The 12,663-nt window shown below is 64.0% G+C and carries 15 protein-coding genes and 1 tRNA gene; 6 read left to right on the plus strand and 10 right to left on the minus strand.

The features are described from left to right. The first annotated feature begins 46 nt into the window (after positions 1–46). Complete coding sequence (locus AArc1_RS09330) at positions 47–571, plus strand: hypothetical protein (protein WP_117364117.1); 525 nt, start codon at positions 47–49, stop codon at positions 569–571. A 70-nt stretch (positions 572–641) separates the two neighbouring features. Beyond that, positions 642–1,175 carry a DedA family protein gene (locus AArc1_RS09335; protein WP_117364118.1) on the plus strand — a complete coding sequence of 178 codons (534 nt, stop codon included), beginning with the start codon at positions 642–644 and terminating at the stop codon, positions 1,173–1,175. Positions 1,176–1,282: 107 nt separating this feature from the next. On the opposite strand, the gene mce is transcribed toward AArc1_RS09335, so the two are convergent. Next, positions 1,283–1,666 carry a methylmalonyl-CoA epimerase gene (gene mce / locus AArc1_RS09340; RefSeq protein WP_117364119.1) on the minus strand — a complete coding sequence of 128 codons (384 nt, stop codon included), beginning with the start codon at positions 1,664–1,666 and terminating at the stop codon, positions 1,283–1,285. A gap of 117 nt (positions 1,667–1,783) precedes the next feature. Here mce and AArc1_RS09345 point away from each other — a divergent pair, with 117 nt between their 5' ends. Then, positions 1,784–2,098, plus strand: coding sequence for a YbjQ family protein (locus AArc1_RS09345; RefSeq protein ID WP_117364120.1), 315 nt, complete (start codon positions 1,784–1,786; stop codon positions 2,096–2,098). A 32-nt stretch (positions 2,099–2,130) separates the two neighbouring features. On the opposite strand, the gene AArc1_RS09350 is transcribed toward AArc1_RS09345, so the two are convergent. The 3 genes from AArc1_RS09350 to AArc1_RS09360 all read right to left on the minus strand — a co-directional run bounded on the left by AArc1_RS09350 (position 2,131) and on the right by AArc1_RS09360 (position 5,446). Next, complete coding sequence (locus AArc1_RS09350; protein WP_117364121.1) at positions 2,131–2,964, minus strand: aldo/keto reductase; 834 nt, start codon at positions 2,962–2,964, stop codon at positions 2,131–2,133. An 80-nt stretch (positions 2,965–3,044) separates the two neighbouring features. Further along, a complete protein-coding gene (locus AArc1_RS09355) occupies positions 3,045–4,727 on the minus strand; it encodes an acyl-CoA mutase large subunit family protein (protein WP_117364122.1) in 1,683 nt (560 codons plus the stop codon). Positions 4,728–4,822: 95 nt separating this feature from the next. Further along, positions 4,823–5,446, minus strand: a complete 624-nt coding sequence (locus AArc1_RS09360) for a GNAT family N-acetyltransferase (RefSeq protein ID WP_117364123.1) — start codon at positions 5,444–5,446, stop codon at positions 4,823–4,825. A gap of 191 nt (positions 5,447–5,637) precedes the next feature. Between AArc1_RS09360 and AArc1_RS09365 the strand changes: the two genes are divergently transcribed. After that, positions 5,638–7,311: an aldehyde ferredoxin oxidoreductase C-terminal domain-containing protein gene (locus AArc1_RS09365; RefSeq protein WP_117364124.1), complete on the plus strand. Its 1,674-nt coding sequence runs from the start codon at positions 5,638–5,640 to the stop codon at positions 7,309–7,311. Positions 7,312–7,351: 40 nt separating this feature from the next. On the opposite strand, the gene AArc1_RS09370 is transcribed toward AArc1_RS09365, so the two are convergent. The 4 genes from AArc1_RS09370 to dnaJ all read right to left on the minus strand — a co-directional run bounded on the left by AArc1_RS09370 (position 7,352) and on the right by dnaJ (position 11,202). Continuing rightward, positions 7,352–8,569 carry an MFS transporter gene (locus AArc1_RS09370; RefSeq protein WP_117364125.1) on the minus strand — a complete coding sequence of 406 codons (1,218 nt, stop codon included), beginning with the start codon at positions 8,567–8,569 and terminating at the stop codon, positions 7,352–7,354. A 73-nt stretch (positions 8,570–8,642) separates the two neighbouring features. Then, on the minus strand, positions 8,643–8,924 hold the full coding sequence (locus tag AArc1_RS09375) for a MoaD/ThiS family protein (protein WP_117364126.1): 282 nt from the start codon (positions 8,922–8,924) through the stop codon (positions 8,643–8,645). A gap of 175 nt (positions 8,925–9,099) precedes the next feature. After that, a complete protein-coding gene (locus AArc1_RS09380; protein ID WP_117364127.1) occupies positions 9,100–9,843 on the minus strand; it encodes a hypothetical protein in 744 nt (247 codons plus the stop codon). A 204-nt stretch (positions 9,844–10,047) separates the two neighbouring features. Further along, entirely contained in the window at positions 10,048–11,202 is a 1,155-nt protein-coding gene (gene dnaJ, locus AArc1_RS09385) for a molecular chaperone DnaJ (RefSeq protein WP_117364128.1), read from the minus strand. A 100-nt stretch (positions 11,203–11,302) separates the two neighbouring features. Here dnaJ and AArc1_RS19020 point away from each other — a divergent pair, with 100 nt between their 5' ends. Next, complete coding sequence (locus AArc1_RS19020; RefSeq protein WP_133412341.1) at positions 11,303–11,497, plus strand: hypothetical protein; 195 nt, start codon at positions 11,303–11,305, stop codon at positions 11,495–11,497. A gap of 68 nt (positions 11,498–11,565) precedes the next feature. Beyond that, complete coding sequence (locus tag AArc1_RS09390) at positions 11,566–11,976, plus strand: hypothetical protein (protein WP_117365848.1); 411 nt, start codon at positions 11,566–11,568, stop codon at positions 11,974–11,976. A gap of 70 nt (positions 11,977–12,046) precedes the next feature. On the opposite strand, the gene AArc1_RS19025 is transcribed toward AArc1_RS09390, so the two are convergent. Further along, a complete protein-coding gene (locus AArc1_RS19025) occupies positions 12,047–12,187 on the minus strand; it encodes a hypothetical protein (protein ID WP_186336678.1) in 141 nt (46 codons plus the stop codon). A gap of 292 nt (positions 12,188–12,479) precedes the next feature. Next, positions 12,480–12,554 (minus strand) — tRNA-Val (locus AArc1_RS09395). Between the last annotated feature and the right edge of the window lie 109 nt (positions 12,555–12,663).

The raw sequence follows: 12,663 nt of genomic DNA on the forward strand, positions 1-12,663 counted from the left end.
CACCGAGAACCACAACCGTTGAGTGACAGCCGTCTCGAGGGGCCGTATGGACGAGTTCGTCGCGACCAACCTCGACCGCTACGGACAAACGCAGGGGGTCCTCCCGGAGCGACTCCAGTCGTTCGGGGATACCTATCTCGAACAGGGCTACCTCACCCGCGAACAGCTCTATGAGATCGCCTACGAGTCCTCGACGCGCAGTGCCCACCACGTCGAAACCAATCCGGAAAGGCGGTGTCGAACCGTGACGGCGAACGTCCTCGCCGTCGACGACGACTTCTCGAAGATCCAGTTGTTGGCCGGTCTCTCGGGGTTCAAAGCGCCGACGGCCTCCTGTGTGCTCGCCGCGTCCGATCCCGACCGCCACGCCGTCGTCGACACCCGCGTCTGGGCCTCGCTCGAGCGGCTCGACTACGTCGAGGGCCGAAAGGAGAGCTTCGACGCCGACGACTACGTGACGATGATCGGTCCGATCCGGGAGATCGCAGCCGAAACGGACTACAGCGTCGCCGACGTGGGGTACGCCCTGTTCGCCTACGACGTCGAGGTTCGTGAGGGAACCCTCCACTGACGCCGAAGTAGAGTCGTGACGTCCAAGCGCGGCCGAGAAGGGTATATCACTGCAACCCGTACGGTAATGTATGCTCGAGGCGACCGCGGATTTAGCGCTGTCGCTCGCCGACCGGTACGGCGTCGTCGTCCTCCTCGTCGCGTTCGTCCTCGAGGGTGCGCTGGTCGGAAAGCTCCTCCCGACGCGGGCCCTGTTGATTGCGGTCGTCCTCGCCGCCGGAACGTCGATGCTCGATTATGCGACCGTCTTCGCGGTCGCCGTCCTTGGTGCGACGACCGGTCAGTTGCTGTTGTTTCTCGCCGTACGCCACCTCGAGTTCGATCCGGCGAGCCACGAGCGGGTGCCGATCGGCGATCGGCAGGTCGACCGGGCCGACCGTTGGCTCGGCCGGTGGGGGCCGGCCGCCGTCGCAGTCAGCAACGCACTTCCCGTGACCCGAGGAACGATGACCGTCCCGACGGCGATGGGGCGGGTCCCCGCCTCGCGGTTCGCTACGTACTCGGTGGTCGGCTCGTGTTGTTACGTCGGCGCGCTCGTCGCGGTCACACTCGGGGCAGCGAGTCTGCTTCCGCCAGGTCTTGCCGAGACGGTCCTCTCGGTGTGAAGGCCTGAACCCGATTTCTGCCGGCGGGATCGGACGGCACAGAGCCACCCGAGCAGAGTGCGACTGTCGGACAGCGCCGATACCACTACCGGCTCGCTCGCAATCGGTCAGTGTTCGACGAACTCGACTAAGATGCCGCCGGTGTCTTTCGGATGTAAGAACGCCACCGTATGTCCCCACGCGCCCGGTCGCGGCTCCTCGTCGATCAGGGTAACGTCGTGCGCTCGAGCGCGCTCGAGCGCACCGTCGATATCGTCGGTCGCCAGCGCGAGGTGGTGGATGCCGGCACCGTTGTTCTCGAGGTACCGTGAGATGGTCCCCTCCTCGAGCGGTTCGAGCAGTTCGAGATAGCTTTCACCGATCTCGAGGAAGACGACGCGCATACCGTCGAACTCTTCTTCGTGGACGGCCTCGAGGCCGAACAGGTCCTCGTAGAGCGCGGCGAGGCTACGGGCGTCCTCGGTCGCGATTCCGGCGTGATCGAAGTGCATGATCGAGCGTTACTGACCGACCACTAAATATCGACGGATTCGACGGCCGAGGCGGGAGCTTCCGATCCAGCAAACCGTCCTCGCTATTTATGCTGTGTCGGTGGAAAGGTCACTTCGATGTACATCTCGAACACCGAAACGGTCCCCGACCGCGAAATCGTCGAAGTGCTTGGAATCGCCCGCGGGAACACCGTCGAAGCCAAAAACGCAGGTCGTGACTTCACGCAGGGCCTCCGTAACGTCTTCGGCGGCGAGCTCAAGGCGTACTCGGAGCTTCTGGGGAAAGCCCGCGACGTCGCTATCGAGCGGATGGAAGAAGACGCCGCCGAGATGGGTGCCGACGCCGTCGTCAACGTCCGCCTCGAGACCTCCCAGATCACTGAGGGTGGCTCCGAAGTGCTGGCATACGGCACGGCAGTACGGCTCCGGTAGTGCCGCCAGTCCCGCGTTTCTGTCGGCCCCGGTCACCGTAGGCCGAGCCTGCCAGCGAGCCGCGACCAGCGACCGTCACCGAGATCACCGACGGCGTCCAGCTCGTCGTCGGTCAGCTCGACGTCGAAGACGTCGGCGTTCGTCTCGATATGTGACGGCGTCGCCGCTTTCGGAATCGCCGCGACCATCGGCTGCTGGCGCAACCAGCACAGTGCGACCTGCACAGCCGACTTGCCGTACGGCTCGCCGATCTCGGCGAGACGGTCGTCACCCGGAACCGCACCCTCGGCCAGCGGGCTGTACGCCGTCAGGCAGACGTCGTTCTCGACACACCACTCGAGCAGCTCGTTCTGGTGGTGATAGGGATGGTATTTCACCTGGTTCGTGACGATCGGCGTTTCCGAGCACTCGATGGCGAACTCGAGTTGCTCGACCGAGAAGTTGCTCACGCCGATGTGTTCGACCACTCCGTCGGCCTGCAGGTCGTTCATCGCGCCGATCGTTTCCTCGAGCGGCGCTCGCCGACTCGGGGCGTGGAGCAACAGCAGGTCGACCGTCTCGAGGTCGAGCCGTTCGAGACTCGCTCTGGTCGAGGCGACGACGTCGTCGTGAGCGGCGTTGTCCCGGTGGACTTTGGTGACGACGAAGACGTCCTCGCGTGGGACGTCGCTCGCATCGATGGCGTCGCCGACTGCGGCCTCGTTCTCGTACAGTTGAGCGGTGTCGACGTGGCGGTAGCCGACCTCGAGGGCTCGTTCGACGGCCCGGCGACACTGATCACCGGTCATACGAGCCGTCCCGAATCCGAGTGTTGGAATCTCGGCACTGCCTGCGCTGATCGTCTCAGTTTCGATGGCTGCCTTCATAGCCCGACGCTCGACGCCGACGGTCTTCAATCCAGGGCAGCGTCGATCGACGAGTCGGTGTCGAAAAGAGAAGACGGGCCTCAGACTGAGCTTCCGGGCTGGAACTCGCCGAACTCGTCTCGGAAGACGTTACAGACCTCCCCGACGGTCGCGTACGCTTTCACCGCGTCGATGATGTACGGCATGACGTTTTCATCACTGCGAGCGGCTTCGCGAAGCGCCTCGAGTTTCGCTTTGGCTTCCTCGTCGTCACGCTCCTCGCGGACGGCCTCGAGCGTCTCGATCTTACGGCGTTCGTCCTCCTCAGTGATCTCCTCGACGTCCATCTCGACGTCCTCTTCGATCTGGAATTCGTTGACCCCGACGATGATTCGCTCTCGGTCTTCGATCTCTTTCTGGCGCTCGAAGGCGGTGTCCTGGATCTGGCGCTGGACCCACTGCTGTTCGATCGCTTCACGCATCCCACCGCGTTCGTCGACTTCCTCGAGCAGTTCGTAGGCCTCGGCTTCGACCTGGTCGGTCAGACTCTCGACGTAGTAGCTGCCGGCGAGCGGGTCGATCGTGTCGGCCGCCCCGGATTCGTGGGCGAGGATCTGCTGGGTACGCAGGGCCGTTCGTACGGACTCTTCGGTTGGCAGCGCGAGCGCCTCGTCTTTGCCGTTGGTGTGGAGACTCTGGGTTCCGCCGAGGACGGCCGCGAGCGCCTGGTAGGCGACGCGAACGACGTTGTTCTCGATCTGCTGGGCGGTGAGCATCGAGCCCGCGGTCTGGGTGTGGAACTTGAGCTGTTTCGATTTGGGGTTTTCGGCGTCGAAGCGCTCGTCCATGATGTCGTGCCACATCCGGCGGGCGGCGCGGAACTTCGCGACCTCCTCGAAGATGTTGTTGTGGCCGTTGAAGAAAAACGACAACTGTGGGGCGAACTCGTCGACGTCGAGGCCCGCGTCGATCGCCGCCTCGACGTACTCGATCCCGTCACCGAGCGTGAACGCGAGTTCCTGTGCTGCCGTTGCCCCTGCCTCGCGGATGTGATAGCCCGAGATCGAGATCGTGTTGAACTTCGGGGTCTCTTCGGCACAGAACTCGAAGATGTCCGTGATGATCCGCATCGAGGGCTCGGGCGGATAGATGTACGTGTTTCGTGCGGTGTACTCTTTCAGCAGGTCGTTCTGGATCGTCCCGCGAAGTTGCTCGCGGTCGACACCCTGTCGATCACCCACCGCGATGTAGAGTGCGAGTAACACCGACGCGGGGGCGTTGATCGTCATCGACGTCGACACCTCGTCGAGGGGGATACCGTCGAAGACCGTCTCCATGTCCGAAAGCGAGTCGATCGCGACCCCGGCCTTGCCGACTTCACCGGCGGACATCGGAGCATCCGAGTCATGGCCCATCTGGGTCGGCAAATCGAACGCCATCGACAGGCCCGTCTGGCCCTGGTCGAGCAGGTAGTGAAACCGCTCGTTGGTGTCTTCGGGCGTCGAGAAGCCGGCGTACTGGCGCATCGTCCAGAGCCGTCCGCGGTATCCCGTGGAGTAGACTCCGCGCGTGTACGGTGGCTCGCCCGGATACCCCAGGTCCTCCTGGTAGTCGAGGTCGGCGACGTCGGCCGGCGTGTACAGCCGATCGACGTCCTGGCCACCCGTGTCCGTCGTGAACGTCTCCGTTCGCTCACCGAAGCGGTCGACGACGGGTTCGACTGTTTCCTCGTGCCACTGTTCGCGGCCGGCACGGATCTCCTCGAGATCGTCGGGATCGAACATTACGGATACCGAAGAGACGCCGGGGCTTGAACCTTGATGTCTTGCGTCAGCGTTCCCCACGGGCCAACGGAGGCCCCGTGATACGGCATAGGCCGTCAGCGACCGGTATCGTACTTGTAGGTCGCCGATTCGGGATCGATTCCGAAGTCCTCGGCCGACTCGTCAGTCCCGGCTTCCTCGCTGTCGTCCGGCGCACGCTTGAACGCCTCGCGCAGCCGCTCAGGCATCCGAAAGCGGTCGACCTCGAGCGCGTATGGGACCGCATCCGGATCGACTCCCTCGCGTTTGGCCTCGAGTCGCACTTCGAGCACCGACGGGAGTTGGGACTCCTCGATTCGGCGGAAGCCGAACTGCGCGAGGTAGCTTCCCGCACCCGTGAGCGCGTAGACGGTGTCGAACCCCTCGTCGCCGGCGTACTCGAGGAGCCGTTCGACGACGTGGGCACCGACGCCCTGGCCACGCCAGCCCTCGAGAACCCCGATGCTGGTGAGTTCACAAACGGCATCAGTGCGGCCGCTGCGACCGGAGTCGGCGTCATCCGACGATGCGTCGTCAGGCTTGTGGACGCGGATACGGCCGAAGCCGGCTTTCTCTCCCGACGCTTCGTCGACCGCGACGACGTAGTCGCGCGAGCGAAACGCCGTCCCGTCGAGGCCCATCGCCTCGATGTGATCGAGCAACCAGACCTCTTCTCTGTTTTTCGCGCCCCGTACGTACATGGATACACGTAGGGCACCTGCGGTCAAAAGGATTTGTGGCACCCCGCGTGATTGCTCGTCGACTGTGAGGGCAACTCGAGTAGACGCCTGACGGTCGACACGCCTCGAGTCCCTGCTGTCGGTCGGGCCGTGGCGTCGAAACCGATACTCTGGACGCAACGTTTTCGTCAGTGGCGTAGTATGACACACCAATGCTCCACGCGACAGGCCCCCTGCTGACGGTCGACGTCGGCGAGCGGGCCGCAACTGCGACGACGATCGACGAGACGCTCGAGACCTACGTCGGTGGCCGAGCGCTCGCGACGGCGCTGGCCCACGACCGAATCCCGTTCGACGCCGATCCGTTCGGCTCCGAGAACCGTGCGTACCTCACGACCGGCCCACTCCAGCAGTCGGGGATGTCGTTTACCGGGCGACTGAACATGACCGGCCTCTCGCCGCTGACCGACGGGTTAGTGTCGACCAACGCGGGAGGCTATCTCTCACGGAACCTCGTCGCGACGGGGATCAGCGGCCTCGAGATCGTCGGCGAAAGCGACGACCTGTTGATAGTACACGTGACGGACGAGGGCGTCGAGTTCGAACCCGTGCCCGAACTCGAGGGGGCGACCGTCCCCGAAACCTCCGACTACGTCGCCACACACCACGATCTCGGGCCCGAACACTGCATCGCCATCGGCCCCGCCGGGGAGAACCTCGTTCGGTTCGCGTCCGTGATGACGTTCGACTCGCGGGCGTTCGGCCGCGGCGGACTCGGTGCGGTCCTCGGCTCGAAGAACGTCAAGTGTGTCACCTTCGACGGGGACGTCGAGCCCGGCCTCGAGGTCGAGATCCCAGATCCGCCCGAATCGGCGGTCCACCGCGAGGCAGCCACCTCGGACGACCTGATGCGCAGGCAGGGAACCACGGGCGGGACGGAGTTTATTAACGACAACTTCTCGCTCCCGACGCGGTACTTCGCCGAGTACGAATTCGAAGCCGTCGCTTCGATCGGCGGCGACGCCGTCGAGAACAAGAAGTACAAGAAGGGCGCTTGTTCGGCCTGTGCGTACGCGTGCAAACTCCCGACGCGCGACGACGAGAGCGGCCTCGAAACCGAAGGGCCGGAGTTCGAGACGGTCTACTCGTTCGGGTCGCTGCAGGGCGTCGGTGATATCGTCGACGTGATGAAGGGCAACGAACTCTGTGACGTCCTCGGGATGGACACCATCTCCGCGGGCGTCACCGTCGCGGCCTACCTCGCGAGCGAAGACGCGTTCGGCGACGCCGAGTTGGCCCACGAAATCACCGAGAAGATCGCCTATCGCGAGGGAATCGGCGACCTGCTCGCGGAGGGTGTCGATCGCGCCCACGAGGACCTCGGGGTCGAAAACTACACCGTCAAAGGAATGGAGTTCGCCGCCCACGACGGGCGCGTCATCCACGGGCAGGGACTGTCGTACGCCGTTGCCAACCGCGGTGCCGATCACATGTATTCGTCCATGCTCAGCCTCGAGTACAGAGGCGAACTCGATCCGGAGGGGACACTCGGGAAGGCCGACACCCTCGTCGAACGCGAGAACCACGCCGCGTTTCGCGATTCGGGAATCGTCTGTGCATTCGGCAGCGACTACGTCACCGCAGAACGCCTCGAGACGCTATTCGACGCCGACTATGACGACCTCCTCGAGGTCGGCGCAAAGACGGTCACGCTCGAGCGACACTTCAACAACGAGCGCGGCTTCGACGGCGCGGACGACGACCTGCCGTACGACCTTCCAGACCTCGAAACGGCTATCCGGGAGTACTACGACGCACGTGGGTGGACCGACGACGGGACGGTGCCCGCCGCCGCGCTCGAGTCAGCGGTCCCGGCCGACGACTGAGTCGACCATCGGTTCGAAACGAGCAGTGGTCAACAGCGCGTCACTCGCTCCCCGACGTGACCGCCAGGTAGCCGGCCAATACCAGTCCGACCGCCGGGAAGACGGCCAGGACGAGAAAGAGCAGTGTCGTCCCACCGTAGGTGATCGCGACGCCGGCGATCGATGCACCGGCAGCTCCGATCCCGAAAACGCCGAGGTAGGTGTATCCGAACGAGAGCCCGTGGGAGTCGGCCGCGGCGTACTTGCCGATCAGCGCCTGATGGATCGGGGCCTCGAGATAGATGAAAAAGCCAAGCGCCGCACAGATCGCGAGCGTCGCGAACAGTCCCGCGCTCGTAGCGAGGGGAAACAACAACGAGACGACGACGAGTGCGACGAACGCGGCGACGATCGCCCGTTCGGGAGATCCCGCATCGCTCACCTTTCCGCCGACGTACTGGCCGAGCGCACCGATCAACAACAGCCCGGCGTAGGCGTACTGACTGGGCTCGAACGACTCACCGGCGATCTCCACGGGATCGAAGACGGGCAGATCGGCGAGCACGTCCGGGAGGAACGTGAAGACCCCCCGGTAGTACGTCCCGGCGAGCATCGCGATGGCGAAGACGACGACGAAACTGCCGACGAACAGCAGCCGGGTCCGCTCGAGCAACACGGCGGGTTCGAGCCCCGACGCGTTTGTCGGTCCCTCGTCGTCGACGCCAGCCGTCTCGTCGAACTCGAGGCCGTAAGCCGCGAGGACGCCAAGGATTGCCGGCAGGACGAACAGGACCGCGACGAGTCGCCACTCGAAGAGGGTGAGCGCGATAGCGGCGACGAGCGGGCCGAAGGCCGTTCCGACGTTGCCCGCGACGCCGTGGTAGGCGAGGACGGTTCCCCGCCGCTGCGAGGCGCGGGTGATCAGCGAGAGCCCCGCGGGGTGATAGAGGCTCGCCGCGGTGCCCCAGAGAACGAGTGCAGCGCCGAGCAACCAGACGTTCGTCGCGAAACTGACGAGCAGAAACCCACCGCCCATGCCGAGCATCGAGAGGACGACCAAACGCTTCGAGCCGTAGCGATCCGCGAGCGCACCGCTTGGCAACGCGCCGACGCCGATGAGCGCGTAGCCGACCGCCACGATCGTCCCCAAAAGCGCCGCCGAGACGTCGAAGACGTCCAGCCAGACCACAACGAACAGCGGAATCGTGAGTTCGTAGACGTGGAACGTCGCGTGCCCGAGCATGGTAAAACGGGCGATCGCACGATCGTTCCGGTTCATGCGCCGGATTGTCAGGGTGTCGGGATAATAGTTGCGTCCGCTCACCACCGGCGAGGGTGACTCCAGTCGCCGGTCAACCGCCGTACACCGACGGGACGAGTCGAACCACGATGTCGTCTGTGAGCCGCGTCTCCAGCCCGTCGAGTTGGGTGACATGGCGTCGATCGATCGTCACGACGGTATCTCCAGCCAGTTCGGCGCCGTCGCCGGCGACGAGTTCACCCGCCAGTGATGGGTAGTCGGCTTCGAGTTCCAACAACAACTCGCCGATCGTTGCGGCATCCGTCTCGTACGGAACCGTCTTTCGACCGACGGCTTCCCGGAACGGCCCGAAGAAGACACACTCGAGTTGCACGCTCGCGCATTCGACGCGCCAGTCTTTGAACCCGGCGGAACCGGTGGTGCCTGCAGATCAGTCATATCGGTCGATCGGTTCGGACGACGCTGTCCGCCTTCGACCGATGGCGGCCTGGATCGCAACTCGATTTCGTTCGCGACTGGATGCGATCGGCTCCCGGAGTGACGGCGATTCAGTCGCGATACGCCACAGGGTCGATAACGGTCGATTCGGGGGCCGATTCCCTCGAGACCGCAAACGTGCCCAGTTGCTCGTCCTGATCCGAGGACTCGCCCGACAGGACGGTCACCCCGTCGACCAGCAACGGTGCGATTACGCCCGCCACGACGACCTCGGGCATCGCCAGCGAGTCGCGAACGACGACCCGGTCACCCGCCTCGAGACCATGATCGTCGACCACCGACCGTGCGGTTTCGAGGACATCGGCGTGGGTAAGCGTGCGTTCGCCGTCGGTCAGCATCGACGTCGACGCTTCGACGTCGAGGGGTGGAAACGATGGGTTTTCACTCCAGACACCAGCGTCGAAGTGATGAACGTTGGCCTGGCGTGGCTTTGCACCGTAGCCGACGCGTTGCCCACCTCGCGGGAACGCATACGTCCCCGACTCGATGTCCTCGACAGGCGCGACGAGCGCCCGGAAGTCGTCGACTTCGCTCAGGTCGGTCGGCGGATCGAATCGAACCGTCGCCTCGAGCAGGGTCGCCCCGAAGCAAGCGAGCAGCGCGAACGGCCCTTCGCCGACAACGCCGACGGTAACCTCGTTGCGGACGCCCTGATGGCGCAGGAAGTTCCCCGCCTGCCAGGACGTCTTACAGAACCAGTGGTGATCGAACTCACGTCCGGTCGCATCGATCAGCGCGGTCCTGTCGGGATGAAGTTCGCCGGTCAGGAGGTCGTCGACTGTCGTGGCGGTCATACCGGACACTCCGCAGCGCTGAGAAAAAAGGTCCCCGATCGGATCGCGGCTGTGGCGTCGTTACCCGTTATACAACGGTATTGATGACACAATCGCGAGCACCCTTATGACCGGATCAGGGCCACAGACTCTCGAACTGGACGAGTATGAACATTCGCCGTGTCTATCGAACGAGGCCGCGGTATCGGCGTCCACCCGACGGCATCAGAACGCGCGCTTGATCCGATCGAAAACGCCCTCGTTGATCTCGATCTCGTCGCCACCAGCCTCGGCGAACGCCTCGAGCGCCTCGCGCTGGTCGTCGTTCAGCCGTTCGGGGGTGACGACCTGGATCTGTACGAAGAGGTCGCCCTGACCACGGCCGCGCAGTCGGGGCATCCCCTTACCCTCGAGGCGGAAGGTTTCGCCGCTCTGGGTTCCCCTGGGGATCTCGAACTCGACGGTGCCGTCGAGCGTGGGAACCGAGACGGTGTCACCGAAGGTGGCCTGCGGGAACGAGATCGGCAGTCGGTAGCGAAGGTCGTCGCCCTCGCGCTCGAACTCCTCGTGTTCGCGGACCGAAACGTCGATCAGCAGGTCGCCGTGGCGGCCCCCTTCGGGACTCGGTGCGCCCTCACCTTCCATTCGGAGCGTCTGTCCGTCCTGAATACCTGCTGGCACCTCGACAGTCAGCGTGGCCTCGTTGCGGACGTAGCCCTCGCCCCGACACGTACTGCAGGTCTCGGAGTAGATCGTCCCCTCGCCATCACAGCGCCGACACGCCGTCGTCTGCTGGACCCGACCGAGCGGCGTCTGCTGGACCTGCGTGACCTGCCCGCGACCCTGACACTCCGAACAGGTCTGGGCGTCCGCATCGGGCGGATGACCCTCGCCGTCACAGGCGTCACAGGCCTCGGGACGCTCGAGCGTGAACTGCTTTTCAGCTCCCTCGAAGGCCTCTTCGAGGTCGATCTCGAGTTCGGTCCGGAGGTCGCGTCCCTTTCGCGGCCGTCGTCGACCACGACCCCCACCGCCGCCGAAGACCTGCTCGAAGATGTCGCCGAGGCCGCCACCCATGCCACCGCCCATCCCACCGAACGGGTCCCCACCCATACCGCCAGTACCGGCCTGGCCGGCGTCGAACCCGTGTTTTTCCGCCTGTTCGTAGCGGTCGTGGCCCATCCGGTCGTACGCTTGGCGTTTCTCTTCGTCGGTGAGCACCTGTTTTGCCTTCTGGATCTTTTTGAACTTCTCCTCGGCGTCCGGGTCGTCGCTGACGTCCGGATGGTACTCCGTCGCCTTCTTTCGATAGGCTTGCTTGATTTCGTCGGCGGAGGCGTCGCGACTCACACCGAGCACGTCGTAGAAATCCTCGCTCATTCGTTATGGGTCGGTACTCGGTTGAGCCACTTGAAACGAACGTTCTGGCGGATTCGTACCTGTGGGCCCGTCCGCGTCGTTGTCACTCTCGAGTCGACGGATGACCGACAGTATATGTCACTCGAGGCCGTATCGGGGTGACATGGCCGCCGAGTGTGCCAACTGTGGCCACGATACATCCGGGACGAGATGGCACCACGTCTATCTCTCGACGGACGAAGTCGTCGAACTCTCACTCTGTGAGGGCTGTCGGTACAAGTTCGTCACCGCCGAGTGGGTTACGGCCGTCGTCTGACCGAGGCGGTCGGCAGTCGCATCGTCGTTCCGGCCACCTATTACCCGCCGGCCACCAAAGGGACAGGTATGACAGGAGCGGACCGGTTCACTGTGTTCGGAGTGTACGTTACGGACGCCGTCGCCGACGCGCTCGAGGATCACCTCTATGAAGAAGCAGGGGTACTCGATCTCGAGGGATACTTCGCCGAGACGCCGGATTCGATCCCGGCCGGCGATCCGGGTGCCGAAGTGACCGACGCACTCGTCGCCGACACGCTCGAGGCGTTCCCGACGCTGTACGACGAGGCCGACTTCGCGGCGGCCGAAAGCGTCGAACACGACGGATTCGACCTCGTCCGACTGGCTGCAAAACCGACGCGCGCCTCGGAGCTCCGTGATCGCTTTCAGGCGGCTGCGACGGTTCGCGACGTCGACCTCAGGACCGTCCAGACGGCGATTCTCGCCGCGGCACTGGCAGCCGAACCGACGGTCGACTGAGCCAATAAGGGCCTCGTGAACGGACTGCAGACGACTCCGCGCCGCTAGGCGAATAAAAAGTCGCCGGTCGTTAAGCCTCTTGCATCTCGTAGATGCTCACCCAGTGATCGAGGTACTCGGCTTCATGGTCGCTCGCACGTCGGTTGGCGTCAGCCCAGTCGGTACACTCCCACTCGAGGTCACAGCTGTCACACCGGAGCTGGTATGCCATGCGTTAGTATTCGGCTCGGTCAGGCATAACCTTCGTGACTGCGATGGCCTGTCGATTCGCACTCGAGAGTGGATATGCCCGGTGAAATCGACTTGAGGGGTTTGAGAGTATGCCCGGTGAGTATGTGGACGAACGCTCCGCTCGTCGTGTATTGCTATGGACCGGGGGCAGATTTGAACTACGGCCGCTTCGCTTCGCTTCACTTCACTTCACTCTCTGGTTCAAATCTGCCGAACAAGTTCTAACGGAACGGATGACTCGCTTCGCTCGTCGGTTGTTGTTCCGTCAGAAATGGGTTGGGGCAGATTTGAACTGCCGGCCTCCTCCATGTCAAGGAGGTGTCATAACCAGACTAGACCACCAACCCGACTGGTACTGTCATCGCGGCGTTCGTCGCCACGTCGTCTACACTCATCCGTTGCCGGGCACCGTAATTGAAGGTTTCGAATCAACCGCTGTACGCGATTCAGCCACAC

Source organism: Natrarchaeobaculum sulfurireducens (assembly GCF_003430825.1).
GTDB lineage: Archaea > Halobacteriota > Halobacteria > Halobacteriales > Natrialbaceae > Natrarchaeobaculum > Natrarchaeobaculum sulfurireducens.